This window comes from Ferroacidibacillus organovorans (assembly GCF_001516615.1).
Classification (GTDB): domain Bacteria; phylum Bacillota; class Bacilli; order Alicyclobacillales; family SLC66; genus Ferroacidibacillus; species Ferroacidibacillus ferrooxidans_B.
In genome coordinates this window covers 110038-134147 of sequence record NZ_LPVJ01000070.1, presented here as the reverse complement: position 1 = coordinate 134147, position 24110 = coordinate 110038, and the positions used below count along the sequence as shown (strand labels likewise).

Genomic DNA, 24110 nt, shown 5'->3' with positions numbered 1-24110 from the left:
CTTCAGTTTCAATTGCTCAAAGAGAGCGCGGATTCCATGGCGCGTCGCGGCCGTTTGAGCACGCCACACGCAGTCATTGAGACGCCGGTTTTCATGCCTGTGGGAACACAGGCCACGGTGAAAACGCTCAGTCCGGAAGAAGTCATGCAAACGGGTGCGTCAATCATTCTGTCCAATACGTACCATCTTCATTTGCGCCCTGGTGAGGAGATTGTACGCGAGGCAGGAGGGCTCCATCGCTTCATGAATTGGCCGCGCGCACTTTTGACGGACAGCGGCGGTTATCAGGTTTTCAGTCTCTCCTCGAAGCGCAAGATTACAGAAGAAGGCGTTCACTTTCGCTCGCACATCTCGGGCGCTCCGCTATTTATCGGCCCAGAAGAGTCGATTGCGATCCAGAATGCGCTTGGCGCAGATATCATCATGGCGTTTGATGAGTGCCCGCCCTATCCGGCAACGCGTGAGTACGTCGCAGATTCACTTGCGCGAACAACGCGGTGGGCAAAGCGCTGTCAGACGGTGCATGGGCGAACGGAAGACCAGGCGCTTTTTGGCATCGTACAGGGAGGAATGTTTCGCGATTTGCGTGCGCGTGCAGCTGAAGAGATCACGGCGCTCGATTTTCCCGGCTACGCGCTTGGGGGACTCAGTGTGGGCGAAGAAAAACCGCTCATGTATGAGATGGTGGAGTTTACGACGCCCTTTTTGCCAAAGGATCGCCCCCGCTATCTCATGGGTGTCGGTTCGCCGGATGATCTCTTTGAGGGTGTTTTACGCGGCATTGACATGTTTGACTGTGTTTTGCCGACGCGAATCGCCCGCAATGGAACCGTGTTTACATCGCGCGGAAAACTCGTACTTAAAAATGCCGCGAATGCGCGGGACTATACGCCACTTGATGAGGCGTGCGACTGTTACGTGTGCAAAAACTATTCGCGCGCGTACATAAGACATCTTCTCAAAGCGGAAGAGACGTTCGGGATTCGTCTCACATCGTATCACAATGTGCATTTTTTAGTGACGCTCATGGCGCAGATTCGCACTGCGATTGAAGAAGATCGACTGCTCGCACTGCGCAAGACATTTTTTGAAAATTACGGGTATCAGGTGGAGGGGTAACAGATGACTGTAAAACAATTGGAAGCGTTGATTCCTTATTTGTTTTTGCTGGGAATTCTCTATGTGTTCATTCTTCGGCCGCAACAAAAACGCCAAAAAGAGAGAAATAATCTCATGGCGAGTCTCGCTGTTGGAAACCGAGTGGTGACAATTGGCGGACTTCACGGAACAGTGACTGCGATTGAAGGTCAAACGGTGACCATTGCGGTTGATGGAAACGCGAAGCTGACGTTTGAAAAGAGCGCGATCAGTCGCGTTGTTCCGCAAGAGTGAACCAGTTGCCGAAAAAAAGACCTGCCTGCGCGCGCAGACAGGTCTTTTTTTCGGTGTGGCACGTGCGAGGATTATGACGAGCGCTTCAAATTGACCCCGATGACACCGCCGAAAGCGCCGATCAGACCGAGCAAAAGAATGCGCAAGATGGTCTCCAACTGGAAGGTGGCGCTAAAATCGACCAGACTGCCGACAAGCGCGAGAACGGCGCTGAAGATCATGGCGGTGACAAATCCGTAATACCATCCCCGCATTCCGGCACTTCGCGCCGCACCGAGCGCGCCTGCCAAGGAGGAGAGCGCGTTGATGGTGTATGCAGTGTAAGGGAGTGACGCTTCGGACAGGTTCGACCACGTATAAACGCCCGCCATGATGAGCGTCAGAATTAAAAATGCGATAAATGCGACGATGACACCGTGTACCAGTGGTGAGCCGTTTACTTCACTGCGGAATTGAGGCCAAAGCTTTGCTTTCACCAGTCCACCTCCAGGCGGGATCGGGCCATTCTCTTTGATTTCGAGGGTTTGTCCCATCTATATGCCCATGTGCCGAGGTGTATGACTTTAGCCGCACAAATCTTATTCTGTTTGCGGTGACTGTGCGACGAGGTGATGGATCGGTTGCCCGAGCGCCCGGAACCTTTGCTCGTATTCCGTCTTTACATAGCGACCTTCGCACGCTTTGTCGTCATCAGTGACAAGCGTAAGATCGCGCGTTTCTTCTAGGATTGTCCAGTCGCTCGCCGCGAGTGTCTGCAGACTGTACAAAAAGAGCGGAAGGTTGTCTGTTTTAAATTCAAGAATGCCGCCTGGCCTCAAAAAGGAGCGGTATCGCTCAAGAAAGCGCGGATGAGTCAATCGCTTGCGGTCATTGCGCCGCCGTGGCCAAGGGTCTGAAAAGTTGAGAAACAGTCGGTCAAAGGTGACCTGCGCGAGAAAATCGGGAAGGCGTTCTGCGTGAATGCACACCAGTTTTGCGTTTGGGCAAGCATATTCGCGCAAGAGTGTCGCCGCACGCGCAACGATCGGGATATAGAGATCGACGCCAAGAAACAGCTGGTCGCGGTTTCGCTGTGCCATCGTTGCAAGAAATGTTCCTCGCCCTGAACCGATTTCTATGTTTTTCACTGTCCAGTTTGCTTGTTGCAGCGCCGGCCACTGATCTTTGGCAGGCTGATTTGCATCGAGCAGGTAGGCGGATGCCTCTTGTAGTAATGCGGGTACCTTCTCTTTACCGCGAATGCGCACTTCCATTTCTCCTTACTAAAAACTCCATTGTGAGGTCGTATCTTCGTGTCTCATCTGCGCGATGGGTGGTTCGTATTAACTGATTTCCTCGGTTTGTGTTGGCACAGAATGAAGCCCTGCTTTTGGGTATGGGAATAATTCGGAGATTCGAACGGATCGACCGTGATCATTTTTATAGACAACATGTTCCCGCGTAAACTCCCGAGGACTTTTTAATCCACACGCGGCTGCAAGTGCAAAAACACCCTCTCGCACCTGTAAAATATAATTCATGACTCTCCACTGTTTTTCGCCAGGCACTAAGGCAGACTGATACTTGGGGTCGGTTGTGGTGATGCCTGTCGGACATTTGCCTGTATGACACTGCATAGCCATGATACAACCATTAGCCATCATAAAGCCTCGCGCAGAGTTAACGCAATCAGCCCCTAAAGCGAGTGCGATGGCAACTTTGTCCGGACTGATCAATTTCCCTGACGCAAAAATTTTTATCCGATCGCGAATGCCAAAACTTCGCGCTGCATCATCGACCATGATGAGAGCTGGAAACAAGGGGAGCCCTACGCTGTCCGCCATGGATTTAAAAGTCGCTCCCGAACCACCTTCACTGCCGTCTACCGTCAAAAAATCAGGATAGATATCCAATTGAAGCATGGTCTGGAAAAAATTTTCCAGTTGTAATGCGTTGCCTACGACCAGTTTAATGCCAACTGGTTTTCCTCCTCTTTCTTGCAATTGGCGGATGAATAGCAACGCATCTTTTTCGTCTTTGAGAAATGGAAAGCGATTGGGGGAATTGATCGTTTTCCCTACGGGCACCTTGCGGATCATGGCGATTTTTTCTGTCACTTTTGTGCCTTCTAAATGACCCCCACGGATTTTAGCGCCCTGATGAAATTTTAATTCAAATGCTCTTATATGCTCTTCTTCAGCCTTTTTTTGGAACTCCTCAAGTGAAAAATTCCCATCATTATCTCGAAATCCGAATAGACCTGGACCAATTTGCGCAACAACATCAACATGACTCATAAGATGCTCTGGTGCGACACCGCCCTCACCTGTATTGATCCAAGAACCTCCAGCCATAAAAGCTCCGGTACCTGTTGACAGAATGTAGTTTTCTCCAACTGAACCATAAGATGTTGCCGAAGCGCCAAACATGCCTCTGAGAACCCATGGATGTTTGAGGTGTTCTCCAATCACGATGGAATCTTGGACCTGAAGAAGCCATTTTTTTGCCTGTTCATGCATTACTTTCTCATGTCGCGTGAAGAGACCCTCACGGATGATTTGGTATCTGTGTCCTTCCACACTCTCGGTGTTATCAACATGCAACTCGTTTGTTAGGGTTGGAAAAAGGTGATTGGACAAGTAAAGCCCTGGAGCATCATAATCCCTTTTGCCGCCAAAGCTTATTAAATCTGTGCGATATTTGCTTGAGAATACGACGGATAAAAATTCATTTCTGGAAAAAGGCTTGCTGTCGGTGTCGCCGTCAAACCAATACTGCCGAAACTCGGGTCCGAGTTTCTCGAGAATATAGCGTAACCATCCTAAATACGGATGAGCCCGGACGACAGAGTGCTGGGGCTTTTTAGATAAGACAAAAAGGTAGATGAATCCGCCAAGCGGTATGCCGAGAAATACGATCGCTATGAATGCGAGTAGGATCATTGGGAAGATGCCCACGATCATCACAACCTCCTTCAAAAATTCAAATGGCTCCTGCGAATAGAAATGCGATTCGCAGGAGCCATTATCCCTTGGTGAGGGCAGTTTGGGTGAGCTCCATCACCCATTTTTGTCACATTCATCATAAAACAGCTCACGAAGAATTACAAGCAGGATAGAGGAAAGGGATCGCACAGCATGTGCTCGATCGGGGGCAGATTATTTTTGCGTTTCGTGGACACGCTTTATTTAGACATTATATTCATTTGTAAGCTTGATTTTATATGGCGGGAGTGCTGCGCGTGATTGTGTTGCATCTTTTGGTTCGCACACTGTTTACTTATTTTATGGTTCTTCTCTCTTTGCGTATGATGGGGAAACGTGAAATTGGAAAATTATCCATTTTTGATCTTGTCGTTTCGATCATCATCGCAGAGGTTTCCGCGATGGCGCTTCAAGACTTGCGGTTGCCGATCTGGCATGGCGCACTCATTATCATGTATCTTGTGGCGTTCCAGATTGGCATGTCCTTTTTGTCGATGCGCAATCGAAAAATTCATGATCTGATTGAAGGACGTCCAACCGTACTCGTGGCTAATGGTGAGATCAATGACAAAGAGATGCGGCGCACACGCTACAACATGAATGATTTGTTGATGCAACTGCGCGAGAAAAACATTGCCAATGTGGCGGACGTCGAGTTTGCCATTCTTGAGACGTCGGGGAAATTGTCTGTGTTTGAAAAGGCGGAAAAGATGCCTGCATCCGCACAGGATATGGGTGTGCGGGTGGCAAAAACGAAGATGCCCGTGTCCCTGATTGTTGATGGGCATCTTGATCATGACAAATTAGAGCAGATCGGCAAGACCAGAAAGTGGCTTCTTAAAGAGCTTCATGAACTTGGTGTAAAGAAAGTAGAGCATGTCTTTTACGCTTCGTGGGATGGTGTGAAACTTCATGTAGATCGCATGGACGACCTGCAAAAGCCAGGAGACGACACGCTGTTATAGCTGCACGATGGTGCTATCGTGAAAACGGGATCAGGCGCGCCACGCGCGAGAGCGGTCGACCGACGCCTGGCAGGCGCGCTAGCGTGTTTGCAGTAATTGTTCGCGTAATGAGCAAGAGAATGATGTAGATCAAAAGGCCTGTGAAAAGCAGTGCGCTCAGTGCAATGGAGCGTGGCATCACCGTTTGGTAGATGGGCCAAAGCACATGCATGCTCACGCCCATGAGAATCGTGCACAACAGTGTCTTTGCAGTGTCGCGCGGGTCGACATAAAAACCTATGGCTCGATGAACAGAAATCATGTGCAAGAGGGTTGTAAGAGAGACAGCAATTGTGAGCGACCAGGCAACGGCGTTTATGTTGGCGGATGGCGTCGAAGCAAACAGATAGATGATGAGAAGCTTGACGGCAGAGCCAATCAGTGAATTGCGCATGGCAGTGGAGGCGCGATTGATCCCCTGCAAGATGCCTGAGAGCGGTCCTTGCAGATAAAGGAGAAAACCGCTTGGAGCCATGATGGCGAGGATGTGGCCGACTTTTGGCTGGGCATAGATCACGGTGCACAGAGGTGTCGCAAACTGCAAGAGCATGAGCGACGTTGGGAATCCAATAAGCGCGGTGATGCGAAAGGATTGGGTCAAGCGGCGCGCGACGGTGCCGCGTCTTCCTGATGCCACCGCTTCGGAAATGGATGGGACGAGTTGCACGGCGAGTGAATAGGTGAAAACGGTTGGGAAGACGAGAAGCGGAATGGCCATGCCGCTGTATGCGCCGTACAGCTTTGTGGAGACGGTTGCGGTGAGACCGGCCGTCAGCAATGCGCGCATCACGAGAATGGGCTCAAGCGCAAATGCAATCGAACCGATTAGGCGACTGAAGGTCACGGGAATCGCGAGTTGCAGCAGGGCGAGCATCGTTTGCGCGGGAAGTTCGCCAGATGGGTTGACATCTTTTTTTTCCGGTGAGCGTTGCCCTTGGTTATGGTTGATGGCTGCAACAGAGTGATTCTGTGGTGGTTCTGGCAAGTCCAGTTTGTTGACGGAAGCGTAGCGGCGGTATGCGTAATACATGTAGAGACAACCCGCGAGTTCGCCGAGGATCATGCCGGCAGAAACGCCTGCGGCAGCGTATTCAATTCCTTTTTTGAGCGAAAGGGCTGCGATGATCCAAACGCCGACAATGCGAATCAACGTCTCGATGATGGATGCGACGGATGGGATGCTCATCTGCTGCAAGCCTTGGAAATAGCCGCGCAACACGGAGGAGATGGCGATGATTCCGATGACTGGAGTCAGTGTGATCAAAGGATAGTACGCGCGTCTGTCTGTATACATATGAAGGCTGATCGTTTTTCCGTAGCGCAGCATGATCCAGGTAAAGATGACAGCCAGGATTGATGTGATGAAAAAGGAATAGCGCATGACGCGCCGGATTCGCGTGCGATCTCCTGTCACGAGCGATTCGGCGACGAGTTTTGAGATGGCGGTGCCCATGCCTGCTGAGACGATGGTGAGCACAAGGGTGAGAATGGGAAACACCATCTGAAAGAGTCCGATTCCCTCGGATCCGATCAGTCTTGTGAGTGCAATGCGGTAGACAAAGCCGAGCAATCGCGTGATGAGACTCGCGGCGATGAGGATGGATGTTCCGGCGATAAAAGATTGGCGCTTCACAAGGCAACCTCCTTGAAGCGGAATCGATGATGTTTTATGGGCAGAGACGGCGAGAAGCATAGGTCTCTATGGAATGGCTGTCCATTGAGCGTATGCGTCTACGTTTAGGGTTAGTCCAGAGGGGCTGTGCGAGGTTCATGATTTGTGGACGATGATTTCTTTGCAACAAGCGGCCAACAGCGAGACGTTTAGCTGCAGTGAGCACTCATTTCATGGGACGGGGTAGAACAACGTATACACCATTTGTTAATCATCAAAATGTCTGCGGGAATTTCTTTTGCAAAGAGAAAACAGCGCTCCCCTTCGCTAAAGGAGACACGTATGGTGTGGTCATCTCCGGCTCGAATTTTTGATTCACCCATTACACCAAGCAAATAGACAGTGGGATGGTTGCTGGATTTTATCTTAAAGCGCCGTCCTAGCCATGATTTTGTGACGTAAGTGGCACGATGCACGCCACGATGAATAAAGAGGTTGCGTCACAGCGTGTCTAATGAGAAAATATGCCTGAAGAGGACGAGCGGTGTTACAGGAGGTTGGCGAGTGGCCAACGAGGATCAAACGCGTGGCGTATTGAAAATTTTTGGGCGTGACAAGGATCAGGCTCAGCATTTGTGTGGGGAAATATCGAAAAACGAAGCATCGCGAGCGTGTGAGGACCAGGTCGATCAATTGGATGCATTGAAGCAGGAAGATCAATGGATGGGCGTACATAAACCTGCGCATGAAGAGGAACTTCCGCAAGGAAAGCGTCTGATCTTCACACGTGCGTCGAACCAGCGTGGCCGTGGAAGCCGTGGAAGCCGTGGAAGCCGTGGAAGCCGTGGAAGCCGTGGAAGCCGAAATTGTCGGGTTATTGGAAGAAATTTTTGCACATGCGACTGAGACGGCCGAAAAAGAGGCATCCGGTAAACAGATGCAATATTCCACTCCAGAAACGTCCGTGGGCAAAGCTGTTTTTGCGGATATGAACGCGCAGACTACGCTTACGGTCCGTGCAGACGAGGATGAGATTGAAGACGGCACAACCCTTGCATCGATCTCTGCGTGTGTTGCGAAAGACTTGTTGGGGCATGATGAAGTAGATGCGGCAAACCTTTACACAGAGGCGATGGAGAGTGGGATGAATGTGCCTGTCCACGGCGATGTACCGGGCCTTTTCGCTGTGGAGTCTCCGCAGGGCGCTTCGAGTGAGTCAGCGGTGGAAGGTCAGAGTGAGGGTTTTGCAGAAGGCTCAAAGGAAAACGATACTTTATGCGAAAAAATCGCCTCCGATTCGTCGCAAGGGTTTGGCGCCAATCAAGCCTCTCGGGAGACAAAGTCTGAGAATCAGTCGCTAAAAACGATGGATGATGAACGAACAGAGGAACCTTTCGTCCTTGAGTGGACGGCGGACATCGGTCATTTACTGCGCGAAAAGGCTGAGGAGTTTGCCATGCTTGGCTATGGCATGGTGCAGCCGGAAGACCTGTGGGATTATTTCCAGTCGCTTCCAAAATCGAAGCGCCCCACGTCGTTTCACGCGCTCGTCAACCGCATTCTGTGCCTGCAGCCACACGTCTATATGACGTATACGATGAAAAATGCATACAAGGTTTTGCCTGTCAAAGATTATCGCGACATCCTGCCCCATTGAATCGCGGCAGGCGATACTCTATACTGCCCATATTGCGCGTTTCGGGAGGACATCATGATTAAGTGGGGTCGTTTCACCACCTGGATTCTTATTGTCATCATCATTTTCGGGCTGACCTTTAGCGTCGGACCCAAGCTATTCGCCAAGATTCCGCTCGGACTGGACCTACAGGGTGGATTTGACGTGCTCTATCAAATTGGAAATGGCCAAAACATCACGGCGGCTGACCTGAATTCGACGATTTCGGCGCTCACCAACCGCGTGAATACCCTTGGAGTCGCCGATCCGCTTATCGAGGTGGACAACGGGAACCGCGTGCGCGTCGAGTTGGCGGGTGTCTTCAATCAAACGGCTGCACGCCAGTTTCTCTCTGCTGAGGCGAACCTGCAGTTCAAATCGGCCTCAGGCAAGGTTTTGATGACGGGTAAAGATTTGATGAACAACGCGGCGTACGAGCCTGATCCAACTTACGGCTACCCGGACGTGTCCCTGCAGTTTAAAAACCCGGCGCTTCTTGCGTCCGTTACAAAAACGTATCTAGGCAAGCCGATGGAGATTTGGCTCAACGGCAAAATGATTCAAAATGCGACGATTCAATCCGTAATTACAAACGGCAAAGCGGTTATCTCAAACATGCCTTCCGTACAATACGCACAGAATTTGGCCAACCTGCTTAACGCGGGCGCCTTGCCACTGCCTTTGCACGAACTCTCTTCTTCTTCGGTCGGCCCGACACTCGGTCGCGCGGCGCTGCACGCCACACTGCTTGCCGGGGCACTCGCGATTCTTCTCATCTTCTTGTTCATGCTTTTCATGTACAGAGTCGCGGGGCTTGTCGCAGTCATCGCGCTCGTCGCCTACAGCCTGCTTCTTCTCGGCGTGTTTGCAGGCTTCCCGATCACCTTGACGCTGACGGGCCTCGCGGCGCTCGTGCTTGGAATCGGCATGGCGGTTGACGCGAACATCATCACGTATGAGCGGATCAAGGATGAACTGCGCAACGGTAAATCGCTGCAATCCTCGGTCGTCGCTGGACAGCGCAAGGCGCTTCGCACGATTCTTGACTCAAACGTCACAACGTTTATCGCGGGTGTTGTGATGTACGGTTATGGGACAGGCTCTGTGCGCGGGTTTGCTGTTGCGCTCATCGCATCCATCATCGTGAGTCTCATCACGGCAGTGTTTCTAAGCAGGTCGCTGCTGATGCTTCTTACGCGTTCCAACCTCGTCAAAAATCCGTGGCTCTACGGCGCAAGGACAAAGGAGGTGGCGAAGCGATGAGGTTTGACATCGTTCGTCGCAGAAAGTGGTTCTTCTTATTGTCAGGTACGATCACCGTTGCGGGACTCATTGTGATGCTCGTGTTCGGGCTAAACCTCGGTACGGATTTTAAGGCAGGTTCACGCGTACAAGTGCAGTTTACGCAGCCGTTTCACACGAGCGCGGTTGCCGCCGTTTTCGCGAAGGCGAACCTGCCACTCGGGGCAAGTGCAATCACCACCGCCGGAACGCAAAACAGCATGGCGGTGATCCGCCTTGGTTATGAACTGAATGCTCAACAGGAAAATACACTCAATCACATGTTTAAGACAAGCTTTCCGGGCTATGTAGGAACGCAGTACGATTCCGTTTCTCCGATCATCGCACAGGAGCAATCGCAAACCGCGGTGTGGGCCGTCGTGTTTGCATCCATCGGGATTGTGGTGTATGTCGCGCTGCGGTTTGAGTATCGCTTTGCCATCGCCGGAATTGTGGCGCTCTTGCACGACGCGTTTATCGTCATCTCGGTGTTTGCGCTTTTGCGCATCCCGGTGGATCTGCCTTTTATCGCGGCGGTGCTCACGATCGTTGGCTACTCGATCAATGACACCATCGTTATTTTTGATCGCATCCGTGAGAATCTGAAAGGCGCCAAGCTAAAGAGCCTCGCCGATCTGGAACAATTGGTTGATCACTCGCTTTGGCAGACGATGACCCGCTCGATCAACACGGTGTTGACCGTTTTGTTTGCGGCGATCATGCTCTATTTCTTTGGCGGCGATCCGATTCACAACTTCTGCTTTGCACTGCTTGTCGGTTTGATCAGCGGCGCCTACTCCTCGATCTTTATCGCAAGCCCCATCTGGGTGGTCTGGCGCTCACGCTCACTGCGCCGCGAGCAAAAAGCAGCCTGATCAAAGTTTATCTGCCGGTTAACAACGGGTGGCCGTTGCTAACCGGTTCTTTTTTTCGTCAGAATGAGGCATCCTAGTGAAGAGGGGGAGAAGCGGTGGACAAACCAGCACAACGCCAGGCGTATTTGAGCCTTCTTATCAATATTGTACTCACGCTCGTCAAAGCCTTTTTTGGTTTTGTCGCGCACTCCGAGGCGCTGATCGCCGACGCTGCACACAGTGCGAGTGACGTTGCTGGGTCCATCGCCGTGCTCATCGGCGTGCAGGTCGCGCGCAGACCTGCCGATGAGGATCATCCCTACGGGCACGGTAAGGCGGAGGTGATCGCGGCAAGCCTCGTGGCCATCTTGCTCATCTTGGCGGGACTTGAAGTCGTCTACTCATCCGTGCGCACCTTCTTTCTTCCGCTTAGCGCCCCAAGCGCTGTCGCCTTGTATGTTGCGCTCGCCGCGGCGCTCGTCAAGGAGGTGCTCTATCGCGTGCAGATGAAACTCGGAAAGCGAGATCATTCACCGGCGCTGATTGCCGGCGCAAAGGATCACCGCGCCGATGTGTGGTCGTCCCTTTTTGCCGCGCTTGGCATCGCTGTCGCGCTGTTCGGGGAGTGGTTGCACCATCCGCTTTTGGAGTTGGCGGACCCGATCGCCGGGCTCTTCGTGGCGCTGGTGGTCGTGCGCATGGGCTATCAATTAGCGGCGGAATCCTACAAGCTGCTGCTTGATGAGGTGCTTGATGAGCGGGCGACGGAGGGCATGATCGCGTCTGCGCGCGACGTGGACGGTGTGCTGCGCGTTGATGATCTGCGCGTGCGAAAGTCTGGGCCTTATGGGATCGCCGAGGTGCGCATCAGCGTTGATCCGACGATCTCGGTTCTGCAGGGACACGCCATTGGGCATCGCGTAAAAGATCGACTTTTAGAAAGACACGAAGAGCTGCGCGATGTGCTGATCCATATCAATCCCTATAATGAGCGACCGCCCCACTAGGCAAATGACTGCAATTGCGAGAGCGGACGCGGGATGCGTATAATGATGGCATACGTTATCAAGCATTGAGGTGCCGAGATCATTGAACTTAAAAAACTATGTTCGCGTTATTGAAGATTTTCCAGAACCCGGAATCCGCTTTAAAGACATCACAACGCTCTTGCGAGATAAAACGGCTTTTCGCTATGCGATTGACCAACTGGCAGAGCACGCGCGGGAGCTTAAGATCGATCACGTTGTGGGGCCTGAGGCGCGTGGTTTTGTCATTGGCGCACCGCTTGCCTACGCGCTTGGCGTGGGATTTGTCCCCATTCGCAAACCGGGAAAACTGCCATTTAAAACACTCAGTCGCACATATGACCTAGAGTATGGAAAAGACGGCCTTGAGATCCACAATGACGCGATTGTGCCGGGTGAACGTGTCCTTATTGTCGATGACCTGCTCGCGACAGGCGGGACGATTCGCACGGTGATCGATCTTGTAACACAGTTGCAGGGCACGGTGGTCGGACTCGCGTTTCTCATCGAACTGGGCTATCTCAAAGGCAGGGAATCTTTGACAGAGTATCCGATTCAGACGCTCATAACGTATTCGTAGGAGTTGGGATGGATGAGCTCGGAGATAGAACTTGAAGCGGCGGATTCGTCTTCGCCTGTCACATCGCTTTTTGAGAAAGCGCCGTATCTAAATGAGTCGGAGCGGGCGCTGCTTACACGCGCGTATTACTATGCCGCGCTTCAGCATGATGGACAAAAGCGGAGCTCGGGCGCGGATTATATCACACATCCACTCGCTGTGGCAGAAATTTTGGCGGATCTGCACCTTGACGCGCGCACGCTTGCGGCGGCGCTTCTTCACGATGTGGTGGAAGACACGAAGGTTACGGACGAAGAACTCGCCAATCAGTTTGGCGGTGAGATTCGCAGCCTTGTCGATGGCGTGACAAAGCTCAAACGACTGCGTTTTGAGAGCCGCGAGCAGCAGCAGGCAGAAAACTTGCGCAAGATGTTTTTGGCGATGGCAAAAGATGTTCGGGTTGCACTCATACGTTTGGCCGACCGCCTCCACAACATGCGCACACTGAAGTATCGTCCGCCGGAAAAACAGCGCAAAACAGCGGAAGAGACGCTTGAGATCTTTGCGCCGCTCGCGCACCGCCTCGGTCTTTCCACGATCAAGTGGGAGCTTGAAGACATCTCTCTTCGCTACCTTGACCCAAGCTATTACTACAGAATCGCGCATTTTATGGACAAGAAGCGCGAGGCGCGCGAGACGTACGTGCAAAAGGTGATTGATGATCTGCGCTCAAAGCTTGCCGAACTCTCTGTCCACGCAGACCTTGGCGGTCGTGCGAAGCATATTTATAGCATTTATCGCAAGATGACCGAACTTCATAAAGAATTCAACGAGATCTATGATTTGTTCGCGGTGCGCGTCATTGTCGATTCAGTCAAAGACTGTTACGCCGTTCTCGGGATTGTCCATACGATGTGGAAACCCGTTCCGGGACGTTTCAAAGATTATATCGCCATGCCAAAGGCCAATCTCTATCAGAGCCTGCACACGACGGTGATTGGACCAAACGGCGAACCGGTGGAGATCCAGATTCGCACATGGGAGATGCACCGAACGGCAGAGTACGGAATTGCGGCGCACTGGATCTACAAAGAGCAAGGCTATGCGGAGAAAGCGTCAGACAAAGGCACAGAAAGGGTTTCTGTCGAGAAGGTTGCATCAGACAAAGGCAAGGACCCTACACGTGTCGATCCAAATGACCCGAGCGGTTCGATTGCACAGAAACTTGCCTGGTTTCGCGAGATGGTGGAGTGGCAACAGGATTTTCGTGACGCGCAGGAGTTTATGGAGACGCTCAAAGTTGACTTGTTTTCGGATGAAGTGTTCGTCTTTACACCAAAAGGTCAGGTGATTGAGCTTCCGGCAGGGTCATGCCCGATTGACTTTGCGTATCGCATTCACACCGATGTGGGGAATCGCTGCGTTGGCGCGAAGGTGAACGGTCGCATCGTCACACTTGATACACGTCTGCGCACGGGAGACATCGTTGAAATCCTCACGTCAAAGCTGTCGTATGGCCCGAGTCAAGACTGGTTGAAGATTGCGCAATCCTCCCAGGCGCGCGCCAAGATTCGCATGTGGTTTAAGCGCGAGCGGCGCGACGAAAATGTGGAAAAGGGGCGCGAACTCCTTGAACGGGAGATCGCCAAGCATAAACTCGATCCGCATACGGTAATCGCGGCGCATCTCAGCGAAGCGATGACGAAGTTCAACTTTTCAAGACCGGATGACCTGTTTGCAGCTGTTGGCCACGGCGCATTGTCTGCGGCGCAGATCATGACGCGTATTCTTGATCGCATGCGTAAAGAAGAAGAGGTGATCGATTCGATCGGGGAACTCCCCGTGACGCCGCTTGTCGCAGACCGTGAGCGTGAGCAAAAAAAGCGCGGTCAGTCGAAGACCCCGATCGGCGTACACGTTCGCGGGATCGACAATCTCTTGATCCGCTTCTCTAAATGTTGCAATCCGGTTCCAGGTGACGAGATCGTCGGGTTTGTGACGCGCGGTCGCGGTGTTTCGGTGCACCGCACAGACTGTCCAAATGTTCTCGCGATGGTGGAAGAAGGAAACCGCATCATTGAAGTCGAGTGGGACAATACGGCGGGACAGGCTTACAATGTGGATATCGAAGTGACGGCGCTTGATCGGCGCGGCTTGATCAATGAAGTGATGAACGCCGTGGTGGAGACACGCACGGATATCACGGCGGTGACAGGAAAGGCGGATTCGCGAAAGATGGCGACGATTCATCTTAGCATCGCGATTCGCAACACAGAGCATCTCAAAGCCGTTGTCGACAGGATCAAGCGCGTCAAGGATATTTACGCAGTGCGACGTGTCATTCAATAGAGCACGGTGCTTGTGATACACAGAGAAAGATGGGCAAAGAGGAGAGTGATCGGAAGAATGCGTGTGGTACTGCAACGTGTGCGGCGCGGGCGTGTTACGGTCGCCGGGCAGACCGTCGGAGAGATTGACCGAGGTGTGGTGCTTCTCGTCGGGTTTACGCACACGGACGCGGAACCTGATCTGACGTACCTCGCAGACAAGATTCTTAATCTGCGCATTTTTGAAGACCCTGACGGAAAAATGAATGACTCCCTGCTTGATGTGGGTGGGCACATTCTCTCCGTTTCACAATTCACATTGTACGCGGATGCGCGCAAAGGCCGTCGCCCCAGCTTTATCGACGCGGCCCGCCCGGAAAAGGCGTTGCCACTCTATGAACGCTTTAATGAATTGCTGGCGCAATCTGGCCTGATCGTGCAAACAGGGCAGTTTGATGCGATGATGGATGTTGAACTCGTCAATGACGGGCCGGTGACGATCGTGCTTGATACGGCACACCTATAACCAGCAGGCGTGCACGAGTTCATTTTTGCTCTGTGAGAGGGGTGTCTGATGTATGCTCATTCAATCTTTTTCGATGAACGCCTTTGATACGAACACGTATGTCATTGGGGTTCCGGGCGGCGATGTCTTGCTGATCGATCCTTCAAGTACAGACATGTCTCCCGTCTATGCGTACATCGCACAGAATCAGTTACATGTTACGGCGATAATCAATACGCATTGTCACATCGATCACGTCCTTGGCAATGACGACGCGCGCGTCAGGTATGACGTGGCACTTTATACGCACGAAAATGAATTGCCTGTCTTAAAGGCGGCGCCTGACCGAGGCAAGGCTTTTTTTGGTGTCACCGTCACCTGTCGCGAGCCCGATCGTTACATCAAGCACGGCGAGGTCATTGAAGTTGGCCCGTATCGCTTTACGGCGCTGTTGGTTCCTGGGCACAGTCCGGGCAGCCTGGTTTTTTATGAGGCGCGCGAGGGTGTGCTCATCTCGGGCGACACCTTGTTTGCCGGATCGATCGGGCGCACGGATCTGCCTTTTTCGAATCCGGCTGATTTAGAGCGCGCGCTTCGCGAGGTGTTGTGGCCGCTCCCCGATGAAACCATTGTCTATCCTGGCCACGGCGTTGATACGACGATCGGCGAGGAACGGCAAGTCAATCCTTTCTTCCAATTTGGGCGGTCCTGACGGGCACCAGCCCGCTTTCCTTTACGTATGGTGTAGGGGAAAGAGAAAGGGGAGACGCCTCGTGCAACGCAGCCGTATCGGTCATCTTCATGTGGAGCTTGCCATGACAGATGAAATGAGACAAAAACTGATGGAACTCGCGACAGGATCTGCCGAAACGGTCGTGATTCCGATGGCGATGATGCGCCATGTGCGTGTTCATCACCTGCAATCGGATGCAACGCGCGTGAGAGAGTTGTTTTATCGTCGCATTGCGGTCGACCGTCTGGAAATCTCGTCGGGAAGCGGCCCAATGTAAAGCGTGTTGGCAAAAATGCAACCCGAAGCGGTTCGCTCCGGGTTTTTTGCTTTGCTTGCGGAGAGTTTGTAGTATAATGCATGGAATACAAGAGAGATGGGCGAATAAGGGAGAGACCATGAGTGGGAGATCAACGTGCACATACGTTTAACTTCAATGCGGGACCGTCAGCGCTTCCGACAGAAGTACTCGAAGAAGTGAGAGAGCATCTCGTCGATTTTCAGGGACACGGACTCTCAATCATGGAGATGAGCCATCGCGGGAAGGTCTATGAGGATGTGCACGACCAAGCGATCCGTGATTTGCGCGAGTTAATGCAGATATCTGACGATTATGAGGTGCTCTTTCTTCAGGGCGGGGCGAGCCTGCAATTTGCGATGCTGCCGATGAACTTCCTTGCAAAGGATAGACAGGCGGGTTATTTGCTGACAGGGTCCTGGTCGGAGAAGGCGGAGGAAGAGGCGCGCCGCTTTGGCAAGACGCGTATCGCGGCGAGCACCCGCGAGGAAAATTACCAGCGCGTTCCCACACTTCAGGAGATCGTCTATGACGAGGCAGACGCGTACCTGCATGTAACGAGCAATAACACCATTTACGGTACACAGTGGGCGACGCTGCCAGAGGGCAATGGAACTCCCCTTATCGCAGACATGTCAAGTGACATCCTTTCTCGTCCGGTTGACGTATCGAAGTTTGCGATGATTTATGCAGGAGCCCAGAAAAACTTGGGGCCGTCCGGCGTCACAGTGGTGATTGCCAGAAAGGATTTTCTTTTGCATGCAGCGCAGGATGTCCCGACGATGCTGCGTTATGAGACCCATGCAAAGAGTCGCTCACTCTACAATACTCCGCCGACATTTGGCATCTATGTCCTCTCGCTCGTGTTGCAGTGGGCAAAGCGTCAGGGCGGTGTCGACGGACTTGCGCACAGCAATTCAGAAAAAGCGGCGCTGATTTATGACGCGATCGATCAGAGTGAAGGATTTTATCGCGGTCACGCGGCAAAAGAAAGCCGCTCTCTCATGAACATCACATTTCGCCTGCCGACGCCGGAACTTGAAAAAGCGTTTGTGGCGCGCTCCGTGCAGGAAGGGTTCCTCGGCCTTGCGGGGCATCGCTCCGTCGGGGGCTGTCGCGCCTCGACGTATAATGCGGTTCCGCACGCTGCGTGTGTCGCGTTGCGCGATTTGTTGCGCGATTTTGCACAAAAAAATGGGTAAAGCACGCGCGCGCCTGTCGCGCAAGACAGAAACGATGGGCGCGACAGGTCCGTGAGGGTGAATTCAAAAGGGCTGTTCGCAGACGGGTGGCCCTGTTGGGTCAAATTTCTTGATCAAAAAGCGGTTTGCGCCCTGAAAATCCTTCCTCGATCCCGTGCCAGAAGCGCACGCTCGGTTCGCCGTTTCGCCAACAGAGATAACCTTCGCGGTCACCGATCTTTGTAAGAAAATCGATCAGTCCGGCGTCGATGTCTTTGATAAAAATGCTCTGCGCCTCAAGGTGGTCAATCTGCTGCCGCGCCGCAATCAACATGAATTCTATTTCTGCCTCTTCTAAGAAAAATTGGTCTGGCGTAACGGATTTGATCTCCCGCTTTTTTCGCTCGATGGAAAGGCGACGAATGGTGATCTCTTCACGCGCCTGCTTTAACTCCTTAATCTGTTCGCGCAGCGCAGGAAGGCGTTCATTCGCCTCGCGCACGCTGTAATAACGTTTTGTCACAGGTAACCTCCTGAATCAAAAATCCTCACATCGCTCACGCGCCGTTTTGTCGCAATGGTAGTAGTATACGGGACATGCCCTGCGCAATCCACATGCAGTCCCCATAAAGGTGGAATTTGTAGGTGGGCGATTCATGGCAAAAGAGATGGACAATCAAGCTTGTGAAAGTTTTACCAGGTTTTGTCACGCGCCTGATAATCTATCTTGTCAAGAAAAAATATGTCGTCGGCGTCGTTGCTGTCGTCTTTAATAAAGAAGAAAAATGGTTGCTCTTGCACCACACCTATCGAAAAAAAGGCGCCTGGCGATTGCCCGGCGGTTTAAAAGAACGGGGCGAAGCGCCATTTGAAACAGCATTGCGCGAACTTCGCGAAGAAGCGGGCATCCGCGTGAAGCCACTCGCGATCCTGGCGGTCACGGAGGCGTATGCAACGCTTGACATCGCTGTTTTATGTGAGTTAGAAGCGCAGGATCCATTTGTCGCAAACGCGGAAGTGGACGATTTTCGCTTTCTCACGCTTGAGGAACTTCCTGTCGATCTGCCGAAAGAACAGCTCAGCTTTCTTGCCCAAGCGCAGACGTGGCTTCAAGCAATGCGCAGCGCAAAAGGTCTGGACGAACATCCGCGGGACACGTGACTTCAACATGATAGCCACTGCTTGAAAGATCGGTGATGCGCGTGGGCAGTTCGCGCCCGGAAACCCTTTTTAGCGTTTCTGTGAGCGAGTCAAGCGTGAGTGTGAGCGGGACGGCAAACGTGAATTTTTGGTCCTCCTGACTGTGATGGACGACCACGGCTGAGACGATTACCGCCGCATTGGGCAGTTTCACTTCACGCCCCTGGTCTTTAATGACGGTGTAGTACCAGTTCATGTCGATCACCACGCCTGTGTACTCGACAGAACTAAAAAATGAGGAGCGAAAGCTGATCTTCTGACCGACCGTGAATGGGCGGAGCGTGAGCAGGAGCAGTCCGGCAAACAGGTTTGAAAGTGTGGACTGTGCGGCAATGCCGAGGATGACGCCCGTCAGCGCGCCGCCGACCAAAAGGCTTTGCACGTTGATATTGAATGTGTTGAGCGCGATGAGCAAAACGACAATGTAGCCGACAAAGCGCAGGATTCTCGCCGCGACCAACAAGGGCCGCTGTTCGATGGCGCGCGCTGTCTCGCCGTGACTTTGGCCGTGTTGAACGCGAAATACGTCGTGCGGACCGATGCGACGGACAAGCCGAAAGCCGATGAGGCTAAAGAGGATCGCAATACCGTATCTCAAGAGATGGTGATACCATATCGACATGGGAAGTTGCGCGAAAAAACTGCTCGCCAGATTCGTAAGCAGGGCTGCGATGAGAAGCAAAAGGCCGTTTGTAAGCACGGAGCGCCAAAGCGAGTAAGGCATGGTGTCCCTCCTTAAGGCGTTCAGTTTTTCTCATCATACCAGACAACCATGGCGCATTTCGAATTTTACATGGATGGAGGGCATCACATGGCACGAGCAGTTCGCACCGTTCTTGTCTATCACGAGACGTCCGTCGCGAATTATGCGGCAGAACTCATCCGGCGTGCGCCGGATTTAAAGGTAATCACAGCAAGCAATCGAGAAGAGGCGCAGGCGCTTCAGGCGCAGGCTGACTGTCTCTTTGCGTGGCGCTATCCGTTTGATTTGCTTGTAAACGTCGCGGCCGATGAGCCACTGCCGGTGTTTGTCCAGTTGATGGGAGCCGGGGTGGAAGACGCGGCGCGCTCAGGGGTTTTGAAGCGGGTGCCTGTCGCGCGCATTGTTGAACAGTTTGGCGCTCCGATGGCAGAGTATGTCTTTCTTCATCTTCTCGCAGAAATCAAGCGCTATGATGCGTTTCGCGACGCGCAGGAGAGGCACGCCTGGGAACAAAAGCGCACGGGCTCACTGCGCGGTATGACACTTGGCGTGGCGGGGCTTGGCTCGATTGGCGCCGAAATTGCCCGCATGGCGCGCGCTTTTTCCATGCGCGTGCACGGTCTGAGCCTTCGCCAGTTGCCTGTCGTAGGACTTGACTCGCAGTATGGTGCCGACGACTGGCAGGCTTTTGTCGCGTCGTGCGACGCGGTCGTGCTTGCATTGCCGCTCACGCCACAGACAGAGCGGGTTGTGGATGCGCGCGTGCTCGCCGCGATGAAGCCGGAAAGCATACTTATAAACGTCGGGCGCGGACATTTGGTGGATGAAGAAGCGCTGCTCATCGCGCTTCAGGAAAAGCGCCTTCGCCGTGCGATCCTCGATGTGTTCACCGTCGAACCGTTGCCGTCAGACCACCCATTCTGGACGCATCCCCGTGTTACCGTCACGCCGCACGTGTCGGGTCCGTCGCTTACGGAAGAGGTCGTCGGCGCGTTTCTCGAAAACGTCGCGCGGTATCGCGCGGGGGAGCCGCTTGCAGGTCTTGTGGATGCTGCGCTTGGCTATTGAGGTGAACCTGGCTTTTGCGGCGTTCTTCGCGATGGCGGTGCTGCCAATAGAGTGTGATCAGCCAAATCAAAACAAGTGTGACTCCGCCTGCGATGATCCATTCAAGCCAACGTTTCGAAAAGCCTAAAAAAAGCAGTGCCGCGCCGAGGTCATACGGCATGATGCCGATGCCTGTCGTGACGAGATAGGTAAGCAAGTGCACCTCGGGCAGCATGGCACTTGCATAATTCAGGACGACAAATGGGATCAGAGGAATCATGCGCGCCATCAGGAGGCCGATGGCCCCATGGCGTTTTACCATGTCGCTGAGTTTATTCAGATGCTTCTCCGAGACGAACCGCCGCGCAAACGACTCGCCGAGGCGTTTTGCGATCAGATACGTGACCCACGCCCCGAGCATTGCGCCGAGCCAGACCCAAAGGATACCCCACCAGACGCCAAACACCTGCATATCGATGACCATCAAGAACTCGGCCGGAAACGGGATGATACATAAAATAGCCATCAAAATGACAGCGGTGATCGGCCCCAGGACTCCTGCGTGGCGAATGAAAGGGGAGACGTCGTGTTGATAGCGGTAATAGAGAAAGACTGATGCGATGCCAAGGGCCAGGGTGCCAATTGTCCATCCCAGGGTCGTCCCGCGCTTTTGTTTGGTAGCAGCCATTGTTGTGAAATCGCCTCTCTTGCGGGATGGGGCATTCTTTGCGTGATCCATCCAAGTATGCATAGGTTTCCCTTTTGGCGCAAAAACTTGCGTGAGGAGGGATGGGATGATACACCCAGGGTGGCTTTCGCTATTGCCGTTTGCGGTTGTGATACCCGTGAGCATGATCACCCGGCAGGTGATTCCGGGGCTTATCGCGGGACTTCTTGCGGGTGCTTTTTTGCAGACAGGTTCTCTGTTTCACATGTTCGATCAAGCACTCACGGACCTCTACCAGGAGATGCAAGTGACGGGAAACCTCCATCTGGTCGTGTTCCTCTATCTCTTTGGCGTTCTCGTCGGGCTCATCCGCATCACAGGCGGAGTGCACGGTATCGCCACATGGCTTGAACCGCGCATTCGCACGGCGCGTTCGGCCTATGCCATCACGTGGCTCTCAAGCCTGGCGACGTTCATGGCGCCTGACTTTCGCATCATCACGGTCGCGCCGATCATGAAAGAGGTCGGACGGCGGCTGAATATAAAGCCCTACGATCTCGCCTATGCCATTGACGTGACATCAACGCCGCTGATCAGTCTTGTTCCCATTGGAACTGCGTTTGTCGGGTACATGGTGGGATTGCTCGCCGTCTCGCTCAAACATGCGGGTGTCGCGACAAATGCGTATCCGTTTTTTCTCACAAGCCTGCCGTTCAATTTTTTTGCAGTGGTCATCCTCATCGCCGGTGCACTGCGAAGTTTCCGTGTGCGCCGCAGTGCGCACGGTATTTCAGCGGATGAAGGAGACGGGCCGTTGCCCGAGCCTGTCGTGTCAGGGGCGCCTGACGCGGTGACGGCGATCCCAGAAGACGATCCGCGCGAACCGCTTGATATATGGAGTGAGCGGGCAAAACCGTCCGCCCTGCACCTTGTTTTTCCCATTGTCCTCTTGTTGATCCTCACTTTTGTGTTGACCTACCTGAATGGCAGTGCGCCACAGCGCAGTGTGCTTCAGGCGTTTTTGCACGCAGATGCGGCAAAGGCGATGATCACCGCAATTTTCATCACGGTGTTGCTCTCTTTGGTTTTTTATCTGTTTCGCAAGCAGGAGATCGGCCGTTTGATGATCGGGGCGATCTCGGGAGGCAACGAGATGATGCCAGTCATTGTCCTTCTTCTTCTCGTCTGGGCAGTGTCGTACGTGTCGACCCAATTGGGTTTTTCACAATACATCACACAAACCGTGGGCCATCTCATCCCAAAAATGTTGATTGCGCCTTCCATATTCGTTCTGGGATCGATTCTCTCTTACTTTATCGGCTCATCGTTTGGCACATGGGGCATCATGATGCCGCTTGGTTTCACACTTGGTCTGGCCATGCACGCTTCCTTGCCGCTGATTGCAGGAGCCGTGTTTGCCGGCGGGACACTGGGCGGTTTTGCCTCACCGCTTAGCGACAACACGGTTGCGATGGCAACGGTGATGAAACTGCCCGTCATGAAACTCGCACGCTCTCTGCTGCGCTCCACAGCGATTGCAGGCGCCATCTCGGCAATTCTCTATGGGGTTGCGGGGATGTTTGCTTGATAACGGCGTTTGCAGCAGCTAAATAGACAAAAGCCGTCGCGGCACGCGGGTATGCATGCGTTGCGACGGCTTTTTGGCAAATCTTTTGGAGAGTCTAGAACATTCGCTTGACCGCAGAGATGTGATGGTACCAATAGGATGTTGGTGTGAGCGGCAAGTAACCGCATTTACCAAGCCCCCCACCCTCCTGGATCATCTGTCCATTGCCGATGAATATTCCAACATGTGCTCCGCTGTCAAACGCGATCAAGTCGCCTGGGCGCATCGCACTCAGTGGAACCTTGACACCGACGTACAGATACTGGCCTTTGCTAGATGTTGTCATGAGGTAGCCAAGTGCGTGGTGAAACACGTATTCTGTGTAATTGCTGCAGTCAAATCCGTATTGCCCGCGATCCTCGTTGTGTCCCCAAATGTAGGGTGTTCCGAGTTTGCTCTCGGCGACAGATTCAACCGCTGCGAGTTTTGCGGCATAGGACGCGTTGACGCCGGCGGCGGGTACGATGTTTGGATCAAGATGGACACCGGGGGGCGGGATGGGAATCGAGCTTGTCGGGACGCTTGTTGCGCTGCTTGGCGCCGTGGTCGTCGCCCCGGATGTCGCATGGCCGCTTGGCGCCGTGGTCGTCGCTCCGGATGTCGCATGGCCGCTTGGCGCCGTGGTCGTCGCTCCGCTTTTCGCAGTGCCAGAGCCTGCGGTAGAACCACGTTGGTTATTTGCACCATGATTTGCGCCGTACTGGCCGCGGTAGTCATTCGCCCCATAGCGATGAGAGTTGTAGGGGTGCCATGAACGGTACGTGCGATTTATGCCGTATGCGCCATACGCATCGGCGCCTGCTTGACTAGACGGCGCAAAACTGCTGCCTGCGTTGTGGATCGGATCACTGGGGACAGGAATTTGTGCGATCATTTCAAACGAGCGGTGCGGTGCGAGATTGCCCTGTGTGAGATGAAGTGCGCCACCCGCGTTGACAGTGGGTTTATCTTTATGCGCGTTTGCTACCTGCCCATAGCGCTCGGGTGACTCTTCGTTCATCACGATGATGTGGGAAACCTTTGACGTTGGATATTGTGATGTTGCAAAGTTAACAACACCATGCAGGGAAGCCATATCCAATGTGTGCTCGCTTCCGAGCGATTTGTACGTCGCGACCGATAAAGGGCCGTGAGGAATCCGTTTGGTATAAATGTAGACCGTCTGTGAAGGCGAGTCGTAGTGCGTTTGATACACATGGTACATGCGATGGCCAGTGTTTTGGCTCAGCGGCCGCGCGACGCGATCGGGAAGGGCGCCTGATGTCGATGCGGAATACGAGCCGCATCCGGCCAGACTAAGACCCATGATCGCGGATACGGCAAGCATTCTGCGCATAGATCGCTTGCGTTTTAAATCGGAAGGCAACCTAACCACCCCCACTTTGAATTTGCTATTATAGTGGGGTAAAGCTGGCTTGGTTATGCGCTGAGCGCAAAGGTCGATTCAGGCAATTATGAAG

General features: G+C 53.2%; 24 protein-coding genes and 1 riboswitch. Of the genes, 16 read left to right on the top strand and 8 right to left on the bottom strand.

Translation table 11 applies throughout. From position 1 onward, the window contains the following. Positions 1–36 precede the first annotated feature (36 nt). Positions 37–1119, top strand: a complete 1083-nt coding sequence (gene tgt / locus ATW55_RS14570; protein WP_067719778.1) for a tRNA guanosine(34) transglycosylase Tgt — start codon at positions 37–39, stop codon at positions 1117–1119. A 3-nt stretch (positions 1120–1122) separates the two neighbouring features. Continuing rightward, positions 1123–1392, top strand: coding sequence for a preprotein translocase subunit YajC (yajC, locus tag ATW55_RS14565; protein WP_067719601.1), 270 nt, complete (start codon positions 1123–1125; stop codon positions 1390–1392). 71 nt (positions 1393–1463) lie between these two features. Here yajC and ATW55_RS14560 read toward each other — a convergent pair whose 3' ends face one another. The 3 genes from ATW55_RS14560 to ATW55_RS14550 all read right to left on the bottom strand — a co-directional run bounded on the left by ATW55_RS14560 (position 1464) and on the right by ATW55_RS14550 (position 4334). Beyond that, positions 1464–1868 (bottom strand): TIGR04086 family membrane protein, encoded by a 405-nt coding sequence (locus ATW55_RS14560; protein WP_160327265.1) that lies wholly within the window; start codon positions 1866–1868, stop codon positions 1464–1466. A 102-nt stretch (positions 1869–1970) separates the two neighbouring features. Next, positions 1971–2639: a tRNA (guanosine(46)-N7)-methyltransferase TrmB gene (gene trmB / locus ATW55_RS14555; RefSeq protein WP_067719592.1), complete on the bottom strand. Its 669-nt coding sequence runs from the start codon at positions 2637–2639 to the stop codon at positions 1971–1973. Positions 2640–2714: 75 nt separating this feature from the next. Further along, the gene (locus ATW55_RS14550; RefSeq protein WP_067719589.1) at positions 2715–4334 is read right to left on the bottom strand and encodes an FMN-binding glutamate synthase family protein; all 1620 of its coding nucleotides are present in this window, start codon (positions 4332–4334) and stop codon (positions 2715–2717) included. A 45-nt stretch (positions 4335–4379) separates the two neighbouring features. Continuing rightward, positions 4380–4444, bottom strand: a riboswitch (Fluoride riboswitch). Positions 4445–4612: 168 nt separating this feature from the next. Between ATW55_RS14550 and ATW55_RS14545 the strand changes: the two genes are divergently transcribed. Then, positions 4613–5320, top strand: coding sequence for a DUF421 domain-containing protein (locus ATW55_RS14545; RefSeq protein WP_235587156.1), 708 nt, complete (start codon positions 4613–4615; stop codon positions 5318–5320). 13 nt (positions 5321–5333) lie between these two features. Here the strand turns inward: ATW55_RS14545 and ATW55_RS14540 are convergent, their stop codons facing one another. Continuing rightward, positions 5334–6992 (bottom strand): putative polysaccharide biosynthesis protein, encoded by a 1659-nt coding sequence (locus ATW55_RS14540; RefSeq protein ID WP_067719576.1) that lies wholly within the window; start codon positions 6990–6992, stop codon positions 5334–5336. A gap of 766 nt (positions 6993–7758) precedes the next feature. Between ATW55_RS14540 and ATW55_RS16920 the strand changes: the two genes are divergently transcribed. From ATW55_RS16920 to serC, 10 genes are all read left to right on the top strand, one after another. Beyond that, entirely contained in the window at positions 7759–8628 is an 870-nt protein-coding gene (locus tag ATW55_RS16920; protein WP_235587155.1) for a post-transcriptional regulator, read from the top strand. A gap of 54 nt (positions 8629–8682) precedes the next feature. Then, positions 8683–9909, top strand: coding sequence for a protein translocase subunit SecD (gene secD, locus ATW55_RS14530; protein WP_067719569.1), 1227 nt, complete (start codon positions 8683–8685; stop codon positions 9907–9909). Next, a complete protein-coding gene (secF, locus tag ATW55_RS14525) occupies positions 9906–10802 on the top strand; it encodes a protein translocase subunit SecF (RefSeq protein ID WP_067719566.1) in 897 nt (298 codons plus the stop codon). Before secD ends, secF begins: the two co-directional genes overlap by 4 nt. Positions 10803–10897: 95 nt before the next feature. Further along, positions 10898–11788: a cation diffusion facilitator family transporter gene (locus ATW55_RS14520; RefSeq protein WP_067719562.1), complete on the top strand. Its 891-nt coding sequence runs from the start codon at positions 10898–10900 to the stop codon at positions 11786–11788. Positions 11789–11870: 82 nt separating this feature from the next. Then, entirely contained in the window at positions 11871–12386 is a 516-nt protein-coding gene (locus tag ATW55_RS14515; RefSeq protein ID WP_067719559.1) for an adenine phosphoribosyltransferase, read from the top strand. Positions 12387–12398: 12 nt separating this feature from the next. Next, complete coding sequence (locus ATW55_RS14510) at positions 12399–14714, top strand: RelA/SpoT family protein (RefSeq protein ID WP_067719555.1); 2316 nt, start codon at positions 12399–12401, stop codon at positions 14712–14714. Between the two features lie 57 nt (positions 14715–14771). Further along, a complete protein-coding gene (gene dtd, locus ATW55_RS14505; RefSeq protein ID WP_067719552.1) occupies positions 14772–15218 on the top strand; it encodes a D-aminoacyl-tRNA deacylase in 447 nt (148 codons plus the stop codon). Between the two features lie 52 nt (positions 15219–15270). Next, positions 15271–15909, top strand: a complete 639-nt coding sequence (locus ATW55_RS14500; protein ID WP_067719549.1) for an MBL fold metallo-hydrolase — start codon at positions 15271–15273, stop codon at positions 15907–15909. 61 nt (positions 15910–15970) lie between these two features. Next, positions 15971–16207 carry a hypothetical protein gene (locus ATW55_RS14495; protein WP_067719547.1) on the top strand — a complete coding sequence of 79 codons (237 nt, stop codon included), beginning with the start codon at positions 15971–15973 and terminating at the stop codon, positions 16205–16207. A gap of 122 nt (positions 16208–16329) precedes the next feature. Then, positions 16330–17427 (top strand): 3-phosphoserine/phosphohydroxythreonine transaminase, encoded by a 1098-nt coding sequence (gene serC / locus ATW55_RS14490; protein ID WP_067719542.1) that lies wholly within the window; start codon positions 16330–16332, stop codon positions 17425–17427. Positions 17428–17527: 100 nt separating this feature from the next. On the opposite strand, the gene ATW55_RS14485 is transcribed toward serC, so the two are convergent. Continuing rightward, entirely contained in the window at positions 17528–17929 is a 402-nt protein-coding gene (locus ATW55_RS14485; RefSeq protein ID WP_067719538.1) for a DUF2203 domain-containing protein, read from the bottom strand. Positions 17930–18051: 122 nt separating this feature from the next. On the opposite strand from ATW55_RS14485, the gene ATW55_RS14480 reads away from it, so the two are divergent. Continuing rightward, positions 18052–18567, top strand: coding sequence for an NUDIX hydrolase (locus ATW55_RS14480; RefSeq protein WP_067719534.1), 516 nt, complete (start codon positions 18052–18054; stop codon positions 18565–18567). Here the strand turns inward: ATW55_RS14480 and ATW55_RS14475 are convergent. After that, complete coding sequence (locus tag ATW55_RS14475) at positions 18485–19330, bottom strand: mechanosensitive ion channel family protein (protein WP_067719530.1); 846 nt, start codon at positions 19328–19330, stop codon at positions 18485–18487. The two genes, ATW55_RS14480 and ATW55_RS14475, sit on opposite strands and share 83 nt — an antisense overlap. 87 nt (positions 19331–19417) lie before the next feature. On the opposite strand from ATW55_RS14475, the gene ATW55_RS14470 reads away from it, so the two are divergent. Next, on the top strand, positions 19418–20377 hold the full coding sequence (locus ATW55_RS14470; RefSeq protein WP_067719526.1) for a D-2-hydroxyacid dehydrogenase: 960 nt from the start codon (positions 19418–19420) through the stop codon (positions 20375–20377). On the opposite strand, the gene ATW55_RS14465 is transcribed toward ATW55_RS14470, so the two are convergent. Further along, a complete protein-coding gene (locus ATW55_RS14465; protein ID WP_067719523.1) occupies positions 20280–21044 on the bottom strand; it encodes a TVP38/TMEM64 family protein in 765 nt (254 codons plus the stop codon). The genes ATW55_RS14470 and ATW55_RS14465 overlap by 98 nt on opposite strands. A gap of 106 nt (positions 21045–21150) precedes the next feature. Between ATW55_RS14465 and ATW55_RS14460 the strand changes: the two genes are divergently transcribed. Further along, entirely contained in the window at positions 21151–22611 is a 1461-nt protein-coding gene (locus tag ATW55_RS14460) for a Na+/H+ antiporter NhaC family protein (RefSeq protein WP_067719519.1), read from the top strand. Positions 22612–22705: 94 nt separating this feature from the next. Here the strand turns inward: ATW55_RS14460 and ATW55_RS16915 are convergent, their stop codons facing one another. Then, positions 22706–24016, bottom strand: a complete 1311-nt coding sequence (locus tag ATW55_RS16915; RefSeq protein ID WP_235587154.1) for a C40 family peptidase — start codon at positions 24014–24016, stop codon at positions 22706–22708. Positions 24017–24110 lie beyond the last annotated feature (94 nt).

What these genes read in the sequence shown, in the direction of transcription:
- tgt (WP_067719778.1), top strand. Translation starts at nt 37, where the DNA reads ATGGCGCGTCGCGGCCGTTTGAGCACGCCACACGCAGTCATTGAGACG.
- yajC (WP_067719601.1), top strand. Translation starts at nt 1,123, where the DNA reads ATGACTGTAAAACAATTGGAAGCGTTGATTCCTTATTTGTTTTTGCTG.
- ATW55_RS14550 (WP_067719589.1), bottom strand. Translation starts at nt 4,334, where the DNA reads ATGATCGTGGGCATCTTCCCAATGATCCTACTCGCATTCATAGCGATC.
- secD (WP_067719569.1), top strand. Translation starts at nt 8,683, where the DNA reads ATGATTAAGTGGGGTCGTTTCACCACCTGGATTCTTATTGTCATCATC.
- secF (WP_067719566.1), top strand. Translation starts at nt 9,906, where the DNA reads ATGAGGTTTGACATCGTTCGTCGCAGAAAGTGGTTCTTCTTATTGTCA.
- ATW55_RS14510 (WP_067719555.1), top strand. Translation starts at nt 12,399, where the DNA reads ATGAGCTCGGAGATAGAACTTGAAGCGGCGGATTCGTCTTCGCCTGTC.
- dtd (WP_067719552.1), top strand. Translation starts at nt 14,772, where the DNA reads ATGCGTGTGGTACTGCAACGTGTGCGGCGCGGGCGTGTTACGGTCGCC.
- ATW55_RS14500 (WP_067719549.1), top strand. Translation starts at nt 15,271, where the DNA reads ATGCTCATTCAATCTTTTTCGATGAACGCCTTTGATACGAACACGTAT.
- ATW55_RS14475 (WP_067719530.1), bottom strand. Translation starts at nt 19,330, where the DNA reads ATGCCTTACTCGCTTTGGCGCTCCGTGCTTACAAACGGCCTTTTGCTT.
- ATW55_RS14470 (WP_067719526.1), top strand. Translation starts at nt 19,418, where the DNA reads ATGGCACGAGCAGTTCGCACCGTTCTTGTCTATCACGAGACGTCCGTC.
- ATW55_RS14465 (WP_067719523.1), bottom strand. Translation starts at nt 21,044, where the DNA reads ATGGCTGCTACCAAACAAAAGCGCGGGACGACCCTGGGATGGACAATT.
- ATW55_RS14460 (WP_067719519.1), top strand. Translation starts at nt 21,151, where the DNA reads ATGATACACCCAGGGTGGCTTTCGCTATTGCCGTTTGCGGTTGTGATA.